This is a genomic window from Comamonas odontotermitis, from assembly GCF_014207855.1.
GTDB classification, from domain to species: domain Bacteria; phylum Pseudomonadota; class Gammaproteobacteria; order Burkholderiales; family Burkholderiaceae_C; genus Comamonas; species Comamonas odontotermitis_A.
The window spans coordinates 1-19,546 of the sequence record NZ_JACHKZ010000046.1; the positions used below are offsets into that span (position 1 = coordinate 1).

Annotated in this window: 16 protein-coding genes and 1 pseudogene; 9 read left to right on the plus strand and 8 right to left on the minus strand. The window is 63.9% G+C overall.

Going from position 1 to position 19,546, the window contains the following annotated elements:
- The coding region (locus tag HNP33_RS20910) for a hypothetical protein (RefSeq protein WP_221452150.1) at window positions 1-240 on the plus strand (240 nt) is incomplete at its 5' end.
- Between the two features lie 56 nt (window positions 241-296).
- A complete protein-coding gene (locus HNP33_RS19980) occupies window positions 297-1,424 on the plus strand; it encodes a hypothetical protein (protein ID WP_184711630.1) in 1,128 nt (375 codons plus the stop codon).
- A 319-nt stretch (window positions 1,425-1,743) separates the two neighbouring features.
- On the opposite strand, the gene HNP33_RS19985 is transcribed toward HNP33_RS19980, so the two are convergent.
- The 3 genes and pseudogenes from HNP33_RS19985 to HNP33_RS19995 all read right to left on the minus strand — a co-directional run bounded on the left by HNP33_RS19985 (window position 1,744) and on the right by HNP33_RS19995 (window position 7,612).
- On the minus strand, window positions 1,744-3,177 hold the full coding sequence (locus tag HNP33_RS19985; RefSeq protein ID WP_184711629.1) for an efflux transporter outer membrane subunit: 1,434 nt from the start codon (window positions 3,175-3,177) through the stop codon (window positions 1,744-1,746).
- Window positions 3,170-6,355: pseudogene (locus HNP33_RS19990) on the minus strand (efflux RND transporter permease subunit). The gene HNP33_RS19985 and the pseudogene HNP33_RS19990 overlap by 8 nt, the downstream one beginning before the upstream one ends.
- Window positions 6,356-6,367: 12 nt before the next feature.
- A complete protein-coding gene (locus HNP33_RS19995; protein ID WP_233464628.1) occupies window positions 6,368-7,612 on the minus strand; it encodes an efflux RND transporter periplasmic adaptor subunit in 1,245 nt (414 codons plus the stop codon).
- 217 nt (window positions 7,613-7,829) lie between these two features.
- Here HNP33_RS19995 and soxR point away from each other — a divergent pair, with 217 nt between their 5' ends.
- A complete protein-coding gene (soxR, locus tag HNP33_RS20000) occupies window positions 7,830-8,378 on the plus strand; it encodes a redox-sensitive transcriptional activator SoxR (RefSeq protein ID WP_184711628.1) in 549 nt (182 codons plus the stop codon).
- 123 nt (window positions 8,379-8,501) lie between these two features.
- Here the strand turns inward: soxR and HNP33_RS20005 are convergent, their stop codons facing one another.
- The 3 genes from HNP33_RS20005 to HNP33_RS20015 all read right to left on the minus strand — a co-directional run bounded on the left by HNP33_RS20005 (window position 8,502) and on the right by HNP33_RS20015 (window position 12,659).
- Window positions 8,502-9,686, minus strand: a complete 1,185-nt coding sequence (locus HNP33_RS20005; RefSeq protein WP_184711627.1) for an MFS transporter — start codon at window positions 9,684-9,686, stop codon at window positions 8,502-8,504.
- Between the two features lie 141 nt (window positions 9,687-9,827).
- Window positions 9,828-11,240, minus strand: coding sequence for a 3-deoxy-D-manno-octulosonic acid transferase (locus tag HNP33_RS20010; protein ID WP_184711626.1), 1,413 nt, complete (start codon window positions 11,238-11,240; stop codon window positions 9,828-9,830).
- 30 nt (window positions 11,241-11,270) lie between these two features.
- Window positions 11,271-12,659 carry a phosphomannomutase/phosphoglucomutase gene (locus HNP33_RS20015; RefSeq protein ID WP_184711625.1) on the minus strand — a complete coding sequence of 463 codons (1,389 nt, stop codon included), beginning with the start codon at window positions 12,657-12,659 and terminating at the stop codon, window positions 11,271-11,273.
- Between the two features lie 430 nt (window positions 12,660-13,089).
- Between HNP33_RS20015 and HNP33_RS20020 the strand changes: the two genes are divergently transcribed.
- On the plus strand, window positions 13,090-13,965 hold the full coding sequence (locus tag HNP33_RS20020) for a DMT family transporter (protein ID WP_233464631.1): 876 nt from the start codon (window positions 13,090-13,092) through the stop codon (window positions 13,963-13,965).
- 75 nt (window positions 13,966-14,040) lie between these two features.
- On the opposite strand, the gene HNP33_RS20025 is transcribed toward HNP33_RS20020, so the two are convergent.
- Window positions 14,041-14,520, minus strand: coding sequence for a Fur family transcriptional regulator (locus tag HNP33_RS20025; RefSeq protein ID WP_233464629.1), 480 nt, complete (start codon window positions 14,518-14,520; stop codon window positions 14,041-14,043).
- Window positions 14,521-14,593: 73 nt separating this feature from the next.
- Window positions 14,594-15,145 carry a peptide-methionine (S)-S-oxide reductase MsrA gene (msrA, locus tag HNP33_RS20030; protein WP_184711624.1) on the minus strand — a complete coding sequence of 184 codons (552 nt, stop codon included), beginning with the start codon at window positions 15,143-15,145 and terminating at the stop codon, window positions 14,594-14,596.
- Between the two features lie 241 nt (window positions 15,146-15,386).
- On the opposite strand from msrA, the gene HNP33_RS20035 reads away from it, so the two are divergent.
- From HNP33_RS20035 to HNP33_RS20055, 5 genes are read left to right on the plus strand one after another with little or no spacing between them, the layout of a single operon-like run.
- Window positions 15,387-16,067: a TetR/AcrR family transcriptional regulator gene (locus HNP33_RS20035; protein ID WP_184711623.1), complete on the plus strand. Its 681-nt coding sequence runs from the start codon at window positions 15,387-15,389 to the stop codon at window positions 16,065-16,067.
- Window positions 16,064-16,237, plus strand: coding sequence for a hypothetical protein (locus HNP33_RS20040; protein ID WP_184711622.1), 174 nt, complete (start codon window positions 16,064-16,066; stop codon window positions 16,235-16,237). The genes HNP33_RS20035 and HNP33_RS20040 overlap by 4 nt, the downstream gene beginning before the upstream one ends.
- Window positions 16,234-16,947 (plus strand): protein-L-isoaspartate O-methyltransferase family protein, encoded by a 714-nt coding sequence (locus HNP33_RS20045; protein WP_184711621.1) that lies wholly within the window; start codon window positions 16,234-16,236, stop codon window positions 16,945-16,947. Before HNP33_RS20040 ends, HNP33_RS20045 begins: the two co-directional genes overlap by 4 nt.
- Before the next feature lie 57 nt (window positions 16,948-17,004).
- The gene (locus HNP33_RS20050) at window positions 17,005-17,340 is read left to right on the plus strand and encodes a rhodanese-like domain-containing protein (protein ID WP_184711620.1); all 336 of its coding nucleotides are present in this window, start codon (window positions 17,005-17,007) and stop codon (window positions 17,338-17,340) included.
- Window positions 17,341-17,397: 57 nt separating this feature from the next.
- Window positions 17,398-18,768, plus strand: coding sequence for a TolC family outer membrane protein (locus HNP33_RS20055; protein WP_184711619.1), 1,371 nt, complete (start codon window positions 17,398-17,400; stop codon window positions 18,766-18,768).
- Window positions 18,769-19,546: the final 778 nt, after the last annotated feature.

The window sequence follows — 19,546 nt, forward strand, 5'->3', positions numbered from 1 at the left end:
CCGAGCTGGGCACGCCCCAAACGGTGGCCGTGGCATAACTACGTCTGGGGTTTGGGGAGACTCAGTCTCAAACCGATTTATGCAACAAAGCCCATCTATGCTCAAAAGAGCTGGAAAGGTGTGCCATTTTCAGGCAAGGCCAACGCCCTTGAAGAGGAAGAATTCGAGAAAAATTACCTCCCCAACAGCAGATCACAATTTCTATTAATTGCTGCAATTGACCCAATAGATAAAACGTAAGTAAAATTTAAAGTTACAAAATTTGTCTGAAGGGTGCGGAGATGAAGTCTTGCATCATGAAACCGCGCAAGTGCACGCAGTTTTTTGCCTCTGGTTTGCTATTGGCCACAGTGACCTCGCACGCCTGGGGCGCCGACTATTGGACAAGTTTCTCCGGAGGGGCGCCCAGCACCAGCGTATCTACTCTCTCTGGTTCTCTGCATGGAACCGCCGTCAACATCTCCAACGTTGACACCAACTTCTCCTTGCTCTACCTCAACAACGGGATTGCCTGGGGGAACACCAATGCGGGCATTTACCCTCCGAGCTTCAACACGACCACCTTCGAGTTCGTGCGGTCGCTCAACGCCCCCGCCACCATCGTGGCGCCATCCATCGCACACATTGATTTCTCACAACCGGTCATCGACCCCATTCTGATTTTCTACAGCCTGGACAACTCCGGGGTCACCGTTCAGGGAACACTCACAACGACCGGTGATCCTGCTGTCGTTGCCATCAATTCCAATCAAGTCACCCAAATTGACACCGCTACGCTTTCTGTCTCCGGCCCCTTTGCAGGAGGCACGGCCAATCCAGAAGGCTGTTTCACGGGATCGAGAAGGGTTTGCGGCATCTATCGCTTCACCGGCACATACAGCCAGTTGTCACTGGGCCAATTTGGCACAAGAGATGGGGTCGGGTTCCAGATCGGCGCCAGTATCACCCCCTTCGCCGGAGATGACGCCTACACCGGCGTTCAAGGCGTTACCTTCGTTGCGATCCCGGATATCCGCCAAAACGACACGCTCACCGGCGCAGCAGGCACCTCTGTGCCAGCAGATCCGGCAAACACCACGATCGCGGTGACCGGGACCTGGCCAGCGGGCATCACGCTGGATCCCGCCACCGGCGCTGTCAGCGTGGACAGCAGCGTGGCGGCAGGCTCTTACAGCCTGCCCTACAGATTGTGTGACGCGGCAGATGCAGCCAACTGTGCCGATGGCACCATCTTGATCAATCTGACAGCGCCTCCTCCTCCCCCTCCGCCGCCACCGCCGCCTCCTCCGGAGCCGGTCGCAAGCACACCAGCTCCAGTCCCTACTTTGGGCATGCTGGGTCTGTTCTCGCTGTCGTCACTGGTAGCGGCCCTCGGGCTGGTGCGTAGCCGCAGGCGATCTGCCTCATCCAAAGCCATTGACTGAGCACTGAGCCCGCATTTCGCGGGCTCGCTTTTTCTACAGTTAACAAGAATAGACAAACGAGAAAATTAAATTGATAGGCAAAGGCTAATATTGCATCAGTGATTTGTGCCGAGTTCGTGCGTTCCACCCACTCCCATCACTTGCACGAGCACCTTGAGAGATCAAGGCCGGCTTTTTCTGATGAGCGTTTGTCGGCCTCCTCCGCCGCCATTGCGGCACCGGGGAGGCCCTTTCATTGATGGGTTGGCCCATTACATAGAGCAGGCACCAGGCACTTGCCGTGAAAAGCAAGTGAGATGGGCACGCCACACATGCCGTCCTAGCCCTGCCACCCACCTGCCAGCGCCTTGTAGACCGCGATGCTGTTGCGCAGAGCCTCCACCTGGCTTTGCGAGCTGGCGTCCTGGGCGGCAAGTTGCTCGCGCTGGGCGTCGAGCACTTCGTACAGGCCGATGGTGCCGCCCTGGTACATGCGCTGTGCCAGTTTGGATGCCTTGTCGCGTTGCTGCGTGGCGGAGGTCAATACCTGCAGCTCTTCGCGGCTGCGGTTGGCGCGCACCAGGGCGTTTTCGGTTTCCTCCAGGGCCTGCAGCACGCTTTGCTGGTACTGCGCCAGGGATTCGGCAGCGCCCGCCTCGCTGGCCGCGATGCGGGCGCGCACGCGGCCCACGTCTAGAAAGGACCAGTCCAAGCCCAAAAAGACGCTGCTGGTGGCGGTGCTGCCTTTGAAGAGGTCGTTGCCGCCCAGCGCAAAGCTGCCCAGCAGCCCGCCGATGGACAGGCGCGGAAACAGATCGGCTGTGGCCACGCCCACGCGCGCCGTGGCGGCGTGCAGGCGCGCTTCGGCAGCCGCAATGTCGGGGCGGCGGCGCAGCAACTCGCCGGGGGTGTCAGCCCGGGGCACTGCGGGCAGGCGAGGCAGCTCCCGGGCTCCATCGAGCATGGCGATCAGATCACCCGGCGGCAGGCCCGCCAGCACGGCCAGGCGGTGCTGCAGCACCGCGGCCTGCGCCTGCAGGTTGGGAATGCGCGCCTCGGTGCCCAGCAGCAAGGCGCGGGCGCGGCTGGCGTCCAGGTCTGTCGCCATGCCGGCCTGCAGGCGCCGCTCCACCAGCTGCAGGGTGTCGCGCTGGTTGCGGGCGTTGGCCTGGGCTATCTGCAGCCGCAACTGGGTGCCGCGCAGCTGTGCGTAGCCATCGGCCACCTGTGCGGCAATCACCACCTGCAGCGCGGCCAGATCGGCCTCTGTGGCCAGCCTTTGCGCCTGCTGCGCTTCCACCGCGCGGCGCACGCGGCCAAACAGGTCTACCTCCCACTGCGCGGCAATGCCTGCGTTGTAGCTGCGGGTGGAGCGCGGCTGGCCCGGGCTCAGCTGATCCTGGCTTTGCTTTTGCTGGGTGGCGCCCGCATTCATGGTGACGGTGGGAAAGCGGTCCATCTGCGCCTCGCTCAGCACGGCATCGGCCGCCTGCAGGCGCGCCAGGGCTGCGCCCAGGTCGTGGTTGCCGCCCAGCGCCTGGCGCACCAGGGCTGTGAGGGTGTCGTCGCCAAATTCGCGCCAGAAGGCAGCGTCGCGCACGTCGACCGATGGCAGCGGGGCCGCGTCTGCCCCCGCCCTCGCCTCCTGCCGGGCAAACTGTGCGGGCGTTTGCACAGCGGGTGCTGCGCTTTTGAAATCAGGCCCCACGGCGCAGCCGGACAGCGCCATGCTGCATGCCAGGGTCATGCTGCTCAACAAAAGGGGTTTAGCCATGGACATGCTCCGAGGGAGGAATAGCGGAAGAAGGGGTTTGCGGGTGCGGCCGCAGTTGCGTGCCGCTGAGTTTGCGCAGCGTTACGTAGAACACGGGTGTGAGGAACAGGCCGAAGATGGTGACGCCCAGCATGCCCGAGAACACGGTGATGCCGGTGGCGGCGCGCACCTCGGCACCTGCGCCATGCCCGATGAGCAGCGGCACGGCCCCGGCGATGAAGGCAATCGAGGTCATCACGATGGGACGCAGGCGCAGGCGGCAGGCCTCGCGCGCGGCGTCCCAGATGCTGGCGCCCTGCATTTCCAGCTCGCGGGCAAATTCCACGATCAGGATCGCGTTCTTGCAGGCCAGGCCCATCAGCACAACCAGCCCCACCTGCACGAAGACGTTGTTGTCTCCGCCCGAGAGCCACACGCCAAAGAGCGCCGCGCAGATGCACACGGGCACGATCAGGATGACGGCGAGCGGCATGGTCCAGCTCTCATACAGCGCCGCCAGCACCAGGAACACGAGCATCACGGCCAGCGCGAAGACGATGGCTGCCGCATGGCTTTGCTCCACCTGCTGGTAGCTCATCTCCGTCCAGGCCAGCTCGATGCCCGGGGGCAGCACCCGGTCGGCAATCTCGCGCAGCTTGGCCAGCGTCTCGCCAGACGAGAGCACATGCGGGTCGGCATCGCCAATCAGGTCGGCGGCCGGAAAGCCGTTGTAGCGCAGCACCGGGTCAGGGCCGTAGCTGGGCTCCACGCTCACCATGGATGCGAGCGGCACCATGTCGCCCCGGCTGTTGCGGGTCTGCAGCCTGCCGATGTCCTCTGCCGTCTGGCGGTAATCGGCATCGGCCTGCAGCATGACGCGGTACACACGGCCAAAGGCGTTGAAGTCGTTGACATACACCGAGCCCAGGTAGGCCTGCAGCGTCTGGAACAGGTCGTTCAGCGCCACGCCCTGGGCCTTGGCCTTGGTGCGGTCCACCTTCACCTCCAGCTGCGGAATGTTCGACTGGTAGGCGCTCACCGGGTAATGCATGCCCGGCGTCTTGGCGATCTCGGCCTGGAAGGCATCGAGCGCCTGCTGCAGCGCAGCATAGCCCAGGCCCGCCCGGTCTTCCAGAAACAGCGAGTAGCCCGAGCCATTGCCCAGCCCCTGGATGGGCGGCGGCATGAGCGCGTAGCCAAAGCCGCCCTCCATGCCCGAGAGCTTGCCGTTCAGCTCGGCACTGATGTCGGCGGCGCTGCGCTGGCGCTCGCCAAAGGGTTTGAGGATGACGTAGGCGCTCGTCAGGTTGGGCGTGTTGGTGCCCTGCAAGGCGTTGAGACCGGCGAACGCAGGCACGGAATGCACGCCTTCCACCGACAGCGCATGTTGGGTGAGCTCGCGCGTCACCTCATCGGTGCGGCTGAGCGATGCGCCCTCGGGCAGCTTGGCCCCGGCAAAGAGGTAGAGCTTGTCCTGCATGGGGATGAAGCCGCCGGGCACGGTGTTGAACAGCCAGGCTGTGCCACCCAGCAGCGCCACGTACACCACGAAGACGACGCCGCGCATCTTGAACGAACGCCCCACAACGTTTTCATAACCGCTGGCGCTGCGATTGAACATGCGGTTGAACCGCTGGAAGAACCAGCCCAGGCCCGCATCCATGCCGCGTGCCAGCCAATCCTTGCGCGCGCCGTGGCCTTGCAGCAGCTTGGCGGCCAGCGCTGGCGAGAGCGTGAGGGAGTTGATTGCCGAGATGACGGTGGAGATCGCAATCGTCACCGCAAACTGTTTGTAGAACTGGCCGGTGATGCCGTCGAGAAACGCCATGGGCACGAACACCGCGCACAGCACCAGTGCAATGGCGATGATGGGGCCGGACACTTCCTTCATCGCCAGGTGCGCAGCTTCTCGCGGGCTGTGGCCTTTTTCGATGAAGCGCTCCACGTTCTCCACCACCACGATGGCATCGTCCACCACAATGCCGATGGCCAGCACCAGCCCGAAGAGGGTCAGGGTGTTGATCGAGTAGCCCAGCAGGTAGAGCCAGGCAAAGGTGCCGATGATGGACACGGGCACGGCCAGCAGCGGAATGATGGAGGCGCGCCAGGTCTGCAGAAAGACGATGACCACCAGCACCACCAGTATCACCGCCTCGATCAGGGTGCGCTGCACCGCCTGGATGGAGTCGCGCACGAACACCGTCGGGTCCCACAGGTACTCGAACGAAGCGCCCTGCGGCAAGGTGGCCGAGAGGCGGTCGAGCGTCTTGTACACCTCGTCGGCCACGCCCAGTGCGTTGGCGCCGGGCGTCAGAAAGATGCCGATGGCCGCCATGTTCTGGTTGTCCAGCGCGGCGCGCAGGGTGTAGTCGCTGGCGCCCAGCTCAATGCGGGCCACATCGGCAAGGCGCACGATCTGGCCGTCGGCGCCGGTTTTCAGAACGATGTCGCCAAACTCCTGCTCGGTCTTGAGACGCCCTTGCACATTGATCGACAGCAATTTCTCCGTGCCCTTGGTGCTGGGCTCCGCGCCCAGCTGGCCTGCGGAGACCTGCACGTTCTGCTCGCGTATGGCGGCAATCACCTGGTTGGCCGTCAGTTGCCGGGCTGCCACCTTGTCCGGGTCGAGCCAGATGCGCATCGCGTAGTCGCCCGAGCCATACACGCCCACATCGCCAATGCCGGGCAGGCGCGCGAGCTCGTCCTTGACCTTCAGGGTAACGTAGTTGCGCAGGTAGAGCGTGTCGAGCTTGCCGTCGTTCGATGCAAGGCCCACGTACATGAGGGGCGTCGCCGACTGCTTTTGCGTGGTGATGCCGTACTGCCGCACTTCCTCGGGCAGGCGGCTTTGCGCCTGGCTCACGCGGTTTTGCACGCGCACGGCGGCTGCGTCGGGGTCGGTGCCGGGGCGGAAGGTGGAAACCACCTGCAGGCTGCCATCCGACGCCGCGACCGATTTCATGTACATCAGCCCTTCGACGCCATTGATCGCCTCTTCCAGCGGCACAGCCACCGATTCGGCAATCTCCTTGGGGTTGGCGCCCGGGTAGGTGGCACGCACCACCACGCTCGGGGGCACCACTTAGGGGTATTCGCCCGAAGGCAGCTGCGGAATCGCAATCAGGCCAACGGCGAACATGATCACCGACAGCACGATGGCAAAGATCGGCCTGTCAATAAAGAACTTTGAAAAATCCATAGCACCCTCCGCTTATTGGCCAGGCGCTGTGGCCGTTTTTTCTTCTGACAGAGCCGCCTGGGGCTTGCCCGCCTCGGCCTGCGGCTTGGGTGCCAGCGGCATGCCTGGGTAGTAGATGCGCTGCATGCCGGCCACCACCAGCTGGTCGCCCGCCTGCAGGCCTGATTCCACAATCCGCCGGCCCTCGAACATGCGGCCGAGCTTGAGCTCGCGCCGCTCTGCACGGCCGCCCTCGCCCACCACGTAGGCATATTTGCGGTCCTGGTCGGTCAGCACCGCCTTGTCGTCAATCAACACGGCCTGAAAATCGCTGCGCCCCTGCATCTGCACGCGGGCAAACATGCCGGGCGTGAACAGCCCCAGGTCGTTGGCGAGCGTGGCGCGCACGGTGAGCGTGCCCGTCTGCGGATCGAGCCGGTTGTCGGTGAAACCCACCTGGCCGGTGTGCGGAAAACCGTCTTCGTTGGCAAGGCCGATGCGCACCTGCGCTGCACCTGCGCCCCCGCTCCCGCCCGCACTCTTGCCCTCACTCTTGCTCTTGACCGCCTGCTGCCTGCTGCGCAGCAGGCTTTGCTCGTCGGCATCAAAGTACACATACACCGGGTTCTGCGACACCACGGTGGACAGCACGCTCTGGTTGGCCTGGGCCAGATTGCCCGCCGTGAGCACAGCGCGCCCCGCCACACCGCTGATGGGCGAGCGCACCTCGGTAAAGCCCAGATCCAGCTGCGCCGCGGCCACTGCGGCGCCTGCCGCCATCACTTCTGCCGATGTCTGCGCAAGGGTGCCCGCGCGGTTGTCGGCCTCTTCGGCGGAGATGGCGCGGTCTGCCAGCAGGTCGCGGGCCCGCCGGTCCTGCGTTCTGGCCAGGGCCTGCGCCGCCTTGGCGCGCTGCAGCTGCGCCTGGGCGCTTGCCAGCGTTGCCTTGTAGGGCCTTGCATCAATGGTGAACAGCACCTGCCCCTTGCGCACGGCCTGCCCTTCGCTGAAGTTCACGCTGTCGATATAGCCGCCCACGCGGGGGCGGATCTCCACGCTCTCCTTGGCGGCAATGCGGCCATTGAAGCTGTCCCATTGCTGCACCGGATGCAGTTGCACCTGCGCCGTGCTCACCTGCGCTGGCGGTGGCTCGCCTGCGGCGGCGGGTTCACTCCCCCCGCTGGCCTGCTTGCAGGCCGTCAAACCGACAAGCGCCATGCTGGCCGCAGTCGCCAGACCGGTGCGCACAACCCAGTGCGCGCTGATTGCTGATGTCATTGTTCAATTCCATGAGTGGACGGCAAACCCCGGAACGCAGGCGCGAACCAAAGCCCCATCCGTTGGCCCGCCAGACCGGAGTGCTGGCAGGCATGAAGGCGAAGCACGGGCGTGACCGCAATGGCCGCACAGAGACAAACTCTGCTTTTGCCCGTTGCTGCGCCGCATTTTTCAAGTTAAAGTAAGCTTTAAGTCAATTGAAAAATGGATTACCACCATGAATCCTGGGGATGATGAGTTGCTGCCCATTGGCATGATTGCGCAGCGCAGCGGCGTCAACGCCTCCGCACTGAGGTACTACGAATCGCTGGGCCTGATCGAATCCGTGCGCAGCGGCGCGGGCCACCGCCGCTACCGGCGCTCCAGCCTGCGGCGGGTGGCCTACATCGTGTTTGCCCAGCGCCTGGGTTTTCAGCTCGAAGAAATCGCCGCGCAGCTCGATGGGCTGCCCAAGCACCATGCGCCCACGGGCGATGAGTGGAGCAGCATCTCGCAAACCTGGGTCAACCGCGTCGACGAGCGCATCCAGGAGCTGATGCACTTGCGCAGAAGCCTGCAGGACTGCATCGGCTGCGGCTGCCTGTCGATGAAGGTATGCAACGTCTTCAACCGCGCCGACTGCATTGCAGAAAAAGGCGCCGGCCCCCGGGTCTGGCTGGGCGACCGGCTGGTACCCGCGCAGGACGAGAGCTGCCAGGGATGCACTGCAGAGCCCTCACCCCAGGGGACGGATGCGAATCGGGATGCGCCCAAAGGCGGCTGTTGAAAGCAATAGCCGCAGCTATCGACGAAGAAGGCAACGCTGCAATTGCCCAGGACCGCCCTCAGGCCATGACCGGGAATTTTGCAGAAATCCTTGGGCAGGCAGAGAGCGCCCCCCTCCTCACACTCACAGCTTGCGGGCCAGCAGCACGCCGCCCGCAGCCAGGGCCAGCAGCATCCAGGCCACCACCGACCAGCCACCGGCCTGGGCCAGCACCCCGGCCGCCAGTGGCCCCAGCAACTGCCCCACATAGCTGCCCTGCAGCATGAAGCCGATGGTGGGCGGCACCAGCGCTGCGCTGGGCGCGGCCTTGGGCGCGCCTGCAGTCAGTGCGCCGGGGATGGAGCCCATGCACCCGGTCATCAGCATGGCAACGGCCACCGACGCCTGCATGGGCAGCTGGGCCCAGAACAGCAGCGAAATGCACGCCGCGCCGATGGCAAAGCCCACCCCCACCACCCAGCGCGGCGGCACGCCACGCCGCATCAGCGCACCGGCACTGATATTGCCCAGCACATTGACGGCCACGATGGCGGCACTCACATAGCCCGCCTGCCGTGCCGACAGGCCCAGCAGATCGCGCAGCAGCAGGGGCAGAAAGCCCGAGAACGCGAAATAGATCATCGCGTACGTCGCAAAACAGAGGGCAATCAATTGCGCCCCCCGCGCCTGCGCCACGCGGCCGATGGCGTTCCACGCGCCGCCGTCCGCAGCCGTTGACGCTAGCGCAGGCATGGCAGGCAGGCCCAGCCACACCACCAGGCCGCTGGCCACCGCGACCCAGCCATTGAGCTGCCACAGCAACTGCCAGGACAGCTGGTAACCCAGCGAAGCCGCCACGGTGGCGCCTAGCATTACAAGGGCAATGCCACTGGGCACTGCGGTGCTCGACAGCGCCATGGCCAGATCCCGCTCACGGGGCGCGGCCTGGCGCCCCACCACGCTCGACGCGCAGATCAGCAGCACCACCACTGCAATGCCTTCAACGACGCGCGACGCGATCAGCAACGAAAGCCCCGAGGCAAGGCCTCCAGCAAAGTTGGTCAAAGCCAGCACCGCCACACCGGCGCACAACACCTTGCGCGCGTCGAAGCGCGAAACCATCAGGCCCAGCGGCATGGCCAGCACAGCCCCCACCATGGCGAGCGACGAGATGACCAAGCCAGTTTCCCGCAGGCTCAGGTGCAGCGGCGCGCCTTGCAGGAGTGGCAGCGCAATGATGGCCTTGCCGATCTGGAAAGCAGCGGTCAGCGCCGCAAAAATCGCCAGTGCAATGTTGCGCCAGGAGGTGGCTTGGGGTTGTGCTTGCATATCTGCCAGATCGAGAAAAACAGGAAATGGCCTGCAGTCTAAAAATTGAAGCGCACTTGAAGTCAATGCCAATTCTGGCTATCGCGCCCAAAGCCTGCGGCTATCCGCACCCACGATGGCGCCTCGTGGAGGCAGAAGCATTCAGCCGCGCGACTCTTCGTCGAAGATCGACGCTTCAAAACCGGTGTTGACGAACCCCTCGGTCGATTCCAGCAGCGCGGCAATCATCTGCGCACTGGCATTGGCCGCACCTCGGTGGTGGTGCGCAAAATGCAAGGCCGCCTGCTGCATCTTGCTGTGCAGCGCGGGCTGGCTGGCAATCAGCACGGCCTGGGCAATGCCTTGCACCATGTCATCAACACGCACTGCAGCGCCAGCCTCTGCGCTGCTGGCTGCCGCCTGCGCAAAGTTGAAGGTGTGCGGCCCCATCACCACCGGGCAGCCGCAGGCGGCCGCCTCGATCAGGTTCTGCCCACCCAGGGGCGCAAAGCTGCCGCCCAGCAAGGCGGCGTCGGCCAGGCCATAGTACAGCTGCATCTCGCCCATGCTGTCGCCCAGCCACACATCGGCAGCCTCGGGGCCATCCTGCCACTGGCTGCGGCGCGATACGCCCAGGCCCGCGCCGGTGAGCAGCGTCTCCACCTCGTCAAAGCGCTGCGGATGCCGGGGCACGATCAGCCACTGCACCGAGCACAGGCTTTGTGAAGGCGCCTCAGAGGCATGCAATGCTTCGCCATCGACAGCATCTGGCGCCTGCTGGGCGGACGCAAGCGCCCTGCTTTGCAAAACCACGTCCAGCCATAGCTGCTCTTCGCGCTCCCGGCTGCTGGCGAGCATCACCACGGGTTTTGTGGAGCCACGCCGCCAGGCCTGGCCCTTGCCCAGTTGCTCGGCATCGGGCTGCACATCGAACTTCAGATTGCCCAGCACGGCCTGCACCGGCGCGCCTACCTCGCGCAGGCGCGCTGCATCGGCGTAGCTTTGGGCAATGACGGCAGACAGGCCCTGGTAGGCCGGGCGTGACAGCCATGCAAGCCGCTTGGCACCACGCCACGATTTTTCATTGAGCCGCGCGTTGGCGAGTACCAGCGGCACACGGGCCTTCTGGCATTCGGCCACGAGCCCGGGCCACATCTCGGTCTCCATCAGAATGCCAATGGCGGGCCGAAAGCGGCGCAGAAACGACCGCACGGAAGCCTTGTCGTCCCACGGCTGCCAGACCTGGATGTCTCCGGGTAGAAGCAGTTTTCTGCCCTCTTCCCGGCCAGTGGCTGTGCCGTTGGTGAGCAGCAGGCGCAGCGAAGGAATCTGCATGCGCAGCTCGCGCAGCAAAATGGCCGCGGCGCGCGTCTCCCCCAGCGATACGGCGTGAATCCACACCAGCGGCATATCGGGCAGTGCCTGGTAGGCCGGCATATCGCTGTAATCACCAAAACGCTGCTCCACCGCCTCGGCATAGCCGGGCTCTGCCACCGCGCGGCGGGCCAGTTTGCGCCGCACCAGGGGCCGCGCCAGGCGCGCCACACAACGGTAGAGAATCAGGCTCAATCCCATCGGGCTTTTCCGGCTTTCCTGGCGGGGGCGTCAGTGCGCGGCGCTGCCAACCACAGCGTCGGGCTTGACCTTCTGCAGCAGCGCTTTCATGTCCTGCTCGATGCGGTGCAGCGCGGCCTGGTTGTGGCCCTCAAAGCGCAGCACCAGCACCGGCGTGGTGTTGCTTGCGCGGATGAGGCCAAAGCCATCGGGCCAGTCAACACGCAGGCCATCGATGGTGTTGATGACGGCGGGCGCGGCAAAGGCGGCAGGCGCCATCTCCTGCAGCTGGGCGGTGAGCTTGTGCGGCTCGCCCTCTTCGCAGGCCACATTCAGCTCGGGCGTGCTGTAGCTGGTGGGCAGAGCATTGAGCACCGCGCTGGGGTTTTGCGCGCGGCTCAGAATCTCGAGCAGGCGGCAGCCTGCGTAGGTGCCATCGTCAAAGCCGTACCAGCGCTCTTTGAAGAAGATGTGTCCGCTCATCTCGCCGCCCAGCGGTGCATTGGTTTCGCGCATGCGCGCCTTGATGAGCGAGTGGCCGGTCTTGAACATCACCGGCTTGCCGCCTGCCGCCGCGATGGCGGGCGCGAGGCGCTGCGAGCATTTCACGTCGTAGACGATCTCCCCCCCTGGCACGCGCGAGAGCACGTCCTGCGCAAACAGCATCATCTGGCGGTCGGGGAAAATGTTCTGGCCGTCCTTGGTGACGATGCCAAGGCGGTCGCCGTCGCCGTCAAAGGCCAAGCCCAGCTCGGCATCGGAGTTCTGCAGCGCTTCGATCAGATCCTTCAGGTTCTCGGGCTTGCTCGGATCCGGGTGGTGGTTGGGGAAATTGCCATCCACCTCGGAAAACAGCTCGGTCACCTCGCAGCCCAGCGCGCGGAAAATGCCCGGCGCCGTGGCCCCGGCAATGCCGTTGCCGCTGTCCACCACAATCTTCATCGGGCGGGCCAGCTTCACATCGGACACGATGCGCTCCTGGTAGGCCTGCGTCACATCGGCCTCGCGCACCTTGCCGCCGCCCTGCATGCGCCAGGCTTCCTTTTCCATGATCTGGCGCAGCTTCTGGATCTCGTCGCCGTAGATGGCGCGGCCACCCAGCACCATCTTGAAACCGTTGTAATCCTTGGGGTTGTGGCTGCCAGTGATCTGAATACCGCTGTGGCACAGGGTACTGGCTGCAAAGTACAGCATCGGCGTCGTGACGCGGCCAACGTCGATCACCTCGACACCCGCCTCCACAAGACCCTGGATCAGCGCGCGGCCAAGTTCATCGCCCGAGAGCCGGCCATCGCGGCCGACGGCCACCACCATCTCGCCTGCGGCCAGGGCCTGCTGGCCAAAGGCGCGGCCGAGTTTCAGCGCGACGCTTTCGTTCAGCGTGCTGGGCACAATGCCGCGAATGTCATAGGCTTTGAAGATCGATGGAGAAATCGGCACAGTACGAAACCCTTTGGTTAGCCCGGCGCACACAAAAACGGCTTCGCTCGGAAGCCGTGATGCCAGGAGAAGGCTATTGTAGGCACTGTGGGAGCCGCTCCCGGGCAGATGACACACGCCCCTTCGCAGCCTGCAAAATAGAAATTGAACGAAAATGACCACCTGTGCCCGATTGGCAGGCGCCGGTAGCTCCCAAATCCGTAGCAATTACGGTAACGCATTAATAGAGCGCAAGAATGTCACCAATCGCCGCAGCCGAGCCCGCTAGCATGGAGCACTTGTCACTTCCATCGGCTCCAGGCCTTGCCTGGCTATAACCACCGCCTTGAGCCGATTTGCCTCCACCATGCCCAGCACCACCACGCCCCAAGCCCCAGCACAGACAGCGCCGCGCCCAACCGCCGCGCCTTCCACCGCATCCGTCCCCGTCATGCGCTGGCTGCCGGAATTTGTCGTGCTCGCCATTCTGTGGGGTGCGTCCTTTCTGTTCATGCGCCTGGGCGCGTCACAGTTCGGCCCTGTGCCCACGGCAGGCCTGCGGGTAGCGCTGGCCGCGCTGTTTCTGCTGCCGGTGATGCTGCTGCGCGGCGAATGGCCTGCGCTGCGCGCGCACTGGCGCCCGGTGCTGTTCTCCGGCCTCATCAACTCAGCCATTCCATTTGCCCTGTTCTCGTACGCCGTGGTGCACATGCCCACCGGCATGGCATCGGTGCTCAATGCCGCAGCGCCATTGTTCGGCGCGCTGGTGGCCTGGCTGTGGCTGGGCGACCGCATCACGCCGCTGCGCGCCATTGGCCTTCTGATGGGTTTTGCCGGCGTGGCTCTGTTGGCCCTGCATGACCGGCCGGCAAGCACCGGCGGCGGCTGGGCTGCCTACACCGCCATCGGCGCCTGCCTGTGTGCATCGCTCAGCTACGGCATTGCCGCCAGTTTTGCCAAGCGCTACCTGGTGGGCGTGCCGCCCTTGGCCACGGCCACTGGCAGCATGATTGGCGCAGCGCTTGGCCTGCTGCTGCCCACGATCGCGCTGTGGCCGGTGCAGACACCGCCGCTTTCGTCATGGTTGGCAGTGGCGGCGCTGGCCTTGCTGTGCACCAGCATTGCCTACATTCTGTATTTCCGCATCATCCAGACAGCCGGGCCCAGCCGCGCCATTGCGGTGACCTTTCTGGCGCCGGTGTCCGCCCTGCTCTACGGCAACTGGTTTCTGGCCGAACCGATCACGGCCTGGATGGTGGGCTGCGGCGCCATCATCATCGGCGGTACCATGCTCTCGACGGGGCTTATCGGAGCCAAGAAAGCCTGAGTGCCTTTGGGCTGCGCGCGGCCAAGCCAGCAAGCCGCAACATGCGGCGCAGGCAGCGGCTTTTGCAGAGGGCTGCTAGCGATGGCCTGATTTGCAGTCGGCGCACAGCCCCTGCAGGCGCAGCTCGCTCTGTGAAGGCGCCAGGCCCTGGCCCTGCAAGGTTTGCAAGTACTGCGCCATGGCGTGGGCCATCTGGGCGTTGTCGGCACTCTCGTCCAGCGCCTGCACCTGGTGGCAATCGGTGCATTCGTAGCGCACATGCAGCGCTTCGGCACGGGAGGGGACGGAATAACGGGTCAAGCGCTCGCTGTCCACGCTCTTGACCAGTTTTCCGGCGGCGGCCAACCTGTCGAGCAAGCGGTAGGTGGTAACCCGGTTCACATCCACCCCCATTTTCTGCAGGCGCGCCTGTACATCGGCAGCAGACCACTGCATGTCCGGCTGCGCGGCCACCAAGGCCAGCAAGGCTTTGGTGGCACGCGTTGCCCGCATGCCCGCAGGCAGCGCATCTACGCGCAAGGCAGCAGTCGTGGTGGATGGGGTACGTGCGGACATGGAATGGATGAACCAGTGCTGATGCAATTGTGTTGCATTATGCCTGCCCAAATACCTGCATAGACATTGCCGCCTATTTCAGCCAACTGGCAAAGCGGGTTTCCAGCTTGTCCACCTTGGGGCTCACCACGTACTGACAGTAGGGCTGGCGCGGGTTGTTCTCAAAGTATTCCTGGTGGTAGATCTCGGCCGGCCAGAACTGGGTGAGCGGCGCCACCTCGGTCACCACCGGCGCGCCGAACTGACCGCTGTCTGCCAGTTGCTGCACGAATGCGCGCGCTGCCGCCAACTGTTCCGCATTGGTGGTGTAGATCCCGCTGCGGTACTGCGTGCCCACATCATTGCCCTGGCGATTGAGAGTGGTTGGGTCGTGCGTGGCAAAAAAGATCTGCAACACCTGCGCAAGCGGCAGCACGGCCGGGTCAAACACCAGTTCAATGCACTCGGCATGGCCGGTGGTGCCACTGCACACCGCCTCATAGCTGGGCTGTGCTACATGGCCGTTGGCGTAGCCGCTGGTCACACTTTGCACGCCGCGCACACGGGAGAACACGGCTTCGGTGCACCAGAAGCAGCCTCCCGCCAGATAGATTTTTTCGGTAGTGGAACGTTCATCGATGACCATGCGTGCTCCAGGAGACATATGCAACAAGTGACGGTATGGCTGACTGTTGTACCAGAGAAAATGCGGCGCATTTCGTCAGCGCGTGGCTTTATTTGGGGACGGCTGGCGAGCGCTTCAATGGCCGTGCCGGGCTTGACGCCATGCCACCCCGGCACTACATTAATAACCAGCGGGTCAGTAATTTTCTGATCCATTCGCCATCCCCGGGCCACCTTCCGGGGCCAGATTTCCATTCGTTCGCATGGGCTCTCCCACCTTCGATTTACCCCCTGACACCGGCGCTCCCCCTGCCCGAAGAAGCAGGCGCAAGCAAGCGCGCCCGGGTGAGCTGCTGGAGGCCGCGCTCGACCTGTTTGTCAGCAAAGGGTATGCAGCCACCCGGGTAGAAGAAGTGGCGCGACTGGCCGGGGTCTCCAAAGGTACGCTGTTTCTGTACTTTCCGAGCAAGCAAGAACTGTTCAAGGCCTTAGTGCGCCATGTGCTGGCCGACCGATTTGCCGAATGGAGCCTGGAGCTGGACAACTACCAGGACGACACCGCCAGCCTGATCCACTATTGCTACGAGGTCTGGTGGACACGCATCGGCGCCACCAAAGCTTGTGGCCTGCCCCACCTGGTGATGGCCGAAGCCCATAATTTCCCCGAAATCGCCGCGTTCTACCGGCAGGAAGTGGTCGTGCCGGGCAATCGCCTGGTCGAGCGCATTTTGCAGCGCGGCATCGACCGGGGTGAGTTGCGCGCCATGGACGTGGGTTACGGCACCACCCTGGTACTGGCCCCGCTGATCTTCTGCGCCATTGCCCAAAGCTCGGGCGGGCTGTGCCTGCCCAACCCGCAGTTTGATGTACCGGCGTTTCTGCGGCTGCAGGCCGACACCCTGGTGCGCGGCCTGGCCCCTGACGCCCAAGGTGCCCTGCCATGAAAGCGGAGCTTTGCCCCGGCCTGCAGCACCTCAATACCGCCATGCCAATGATTTTGCGCAATGGATGGCGCAAAAGTGGCACCAACCCGCGCAAGCTGCGTAAGCAGCCTAAAATCAGGGGTTTGTCATCGTTTTATCTCACCCCACAAGTCAACTGGAGTCTGGAATGAGTTTGCCCTTGAACATGGTCACCGATGGAAGTGATAAGTACCAGCTCGCACGCTACAACATGGTGGAGCAGCAGGTGCGCCCCTGGAGCCTGGGTGACGAGCAGGTGCTCGAACTCATCGGCACCCTGCGCCGCGAAGAATTCGTACCTGACGGCCTGCAGGACATGGCTTTCATGGACATCCAGCTGCCGCTGCTCGGCGACGACGGTGAAGAAGCCATCGCCAACGGCCACTGCATGATGCCCCCGCGTGTGGAAGCCCGCGTGCTGCAGGACCTGAAGCTGCAGCCCAACGACAACGTGCTGGAAATCGGCACCGGCTCAGGCTACATGGCTGCGCTGATGTCGCGCCTGGCCAAGCAGGTCACCACCATCGAGATCGAGCCTGCGCTGGTGGAACTGGCCCGCGCCAATCTGCACCGCGCGCAGATCAAGAACGTGGACGTGGTGCTGGATGACGGCTCCAACATCAAAGCCATTGGCGGCACCTACGATGTGATCGTGCTCAGCGGCTCGGTGCACGAAGTGCCGGCAGGCTTCTTCGACAAGCTCAACGAAGGTGGCCGCCTCATTGCCTTTGTCGGCAACGAGCCCATGATGCGTACCACGCTGTACACCCGCACCAAAGGCAAGATCGACGTGAGCCAGCCCTGGGACACCGTGGTGGCACGCCTCAAGGGTTTCCCGGAAGCCCCCCGCTTCAAGTTCTGACCCGCACCCATTGCCATGCAGCGGCCTCTGGCACGGCTGCATGGCGGAAAGAAAGCTATGGAGCAAATCCGCCCTGCACAGCTGCAAGAATGGCTGGCCCGCCACGCCGGGGCACAGCCTCTGGTGCTGGATGTGCGCGAGCCCTGGGAAGTGCAGACCGCCTCGGTCAGCCCCGATGGGTTCGAGCTGCTGAATATTCCCATGCAGCAGATTCCGGCTGCCCTCTCGCAACTGGACGAAGACCGCCCGATTGCCTGCCTCTGCCACCACGGCATGCGCAGCCTGCAGGTGGCGCATTTCCTCACGCAAAACGGCTTTACCGAGGTGTCCAACATCACCGGCGGCATCGACCTGTGGAGCGCCGAGCGCGACCCCCGCGTTCCTCGCTACTAAAAACAGCGCTGCCGGCGCTTGCTACATCAGCGCCAGTGGCCAAATTCTTCACACACCATGCGCCCAGCACCTGCCCTGCCCTGCCTCTCCTGGCTCCACACCTGCATTGCTGGCGCATTGCTCGCCTGGGGCGGCACCGCCGCCCACAGCCAGAGCCTGTCGCAGATGGCCGAGCAGGCCAGCGGCTACGACGCTGCATGGCTGGCCGCGCGAGCCAATGTGGATGCAGCCATCAGCCGCGGCGAACAAGCCCGCGCCGGGCTGCTGCCGCAGGTCGCCCTGCAGGCGCAGTCGCAATACAGCCGCACCGAAGTCAGCAAGCCGGAACTGACGATCACCGGCCCCAACCACCAGTTGGGCCTGGTTGCCAGCCAACCGTTATACCGGCCCGCCAACCGCATTGCACTGGAGCAGGGAAAGCTCGGCGCCAACATCGCCAGGCTGCAGCTCGACGCCGCAGCACAAGACCTGCTGGTGCGCGTGGCCCAGGCCTATTTTGATGTGCTGGCCGCCGAAGACACCATGCGCTTCGTGCAGGCACAGAAAGCAGCGGTGCAGGAGCAACTGGCAGCTGCCCGACGCAATTTTGACGTGGGCACCGCCACCATCACCGATTCGCGCGAGGCCGAGGCCCGCTTTGACCTCGTTCGCGCCCAGGAGATTGCCGCCGACAACGATCTGACCGTCAAACGGCTCGCGCTCGACAACGTGGTTGGCATGCCCGGCAACCAGCCCTGGCCGCTGCAGCAACCCGCCAGACTGCCCGCGCTCACGCCAGATAGCGTGCTGCCCTGGGTCGATCAGGCGCAGGCCGATCAGGCACAGATCCGCATTGCGCAACTGGCGGTCGACAATGCCCGGCTCGACACAAAAAAGGCCGAAACCGGCCACCTGCCTACCGTCGACCTGCAGGCCAGTGTGGGCAAGCAGTTCTACCCCAAGGGCAGCATCACCATGCCCACCAACGGCTACAACGCCACGCAGGGCACAGTAGGCGTCGTCCTGAATGTGCCCCTCTTCTCGGGCTTTGCCGTGCAAAACCGGGTCAAGGAAACCGTGGCGCTGGAGACCAAGGCAGAGGCAGACCTCGACAACGCGCGCCGCACAGTGACGCAAACCGTACGCAATGCCTTTTTCAGCGTGCAATCGAGTGCCAGCCAGGTCAAGGCCCTGGAAGCCGCCGAAGCCAGCAGCCAGCTTGCACTGGACGCCAACCGCACCGGCTACGACGTTGGCGTGCGCATCAACATCGACGTGCTCAATGCCCAGAGCCAGCTGTTCCAGACCAAGCGCGACCTGGCCCAGGCCCGCTACAACACCCTACTGGGCCAGCTCAAGCTCAAGCAAGCGAGCGGCAACCTGACACTGGACGACGTCCGCGCCGTCGATCTGCTGCTGACCAAGCCGCAAGCCGCCAATAAGCCCTGAGCCTGCAGCGGGGATCACAAGGGCCGAAACCCCGGCACAGGCGTGCAGTCATCGCGCGAACGCAGCACGAAGAAGAGCCGCAAACACCACCCAGAACATCGTAGATTTGCGATGGAGACAAGGCGCCGGGCCACGTTAGGCCGGGCCACGTCAGGCCGAGCCACGCTAGGCCGAGCCACGCTAGGCCGGGCCACGTCAGGCCGCGCCAAGCGAAGTCACAGGCAGTACAGACGTACGACAAGGCTTGGCGCCCCCGGCTGGGCGCCCCCGGCTGGGCGCCCCCGGCTAGGCGCCCCCTACGAAGCAACTGTATTGACCCAGTGAATTTCTGCTCAGGTTTCATCGTGAAAGGAAACACAGATGAGCATCCTGATGGAAGACGACGAATGGGGTCGTGGGTCGACTGCGATAACTCTCGATCAACGCACCAAATCAAATTCTGGATAAAACCAACCATTACCATCTTCGACGACCTGCTGATCGCCATGAACATCGCGGCCGGCGCATCTTTTTTACTTCGTTGGCCGACCGCCATGCCACTACTGAGAAGGGCAAGGGCGGAAAGACGCGGGTGGTAATGTCTCCTCCCGTTTCCCGCAAAGCCATACCAAGGCAGACAAATCACCTAAAGGTTTGATTGGCAGCAGGTGGAAGCCCTGCACCAATATAGCAGATGTAGGATTCGGCTTTGTTGCATAAATCGGTTTGAGACTGAGTCTCCCCAAACCCCAGACGTAGTTATGCCACGGCCACCGTTTGGGGCGTGCCCAGCTCGGTG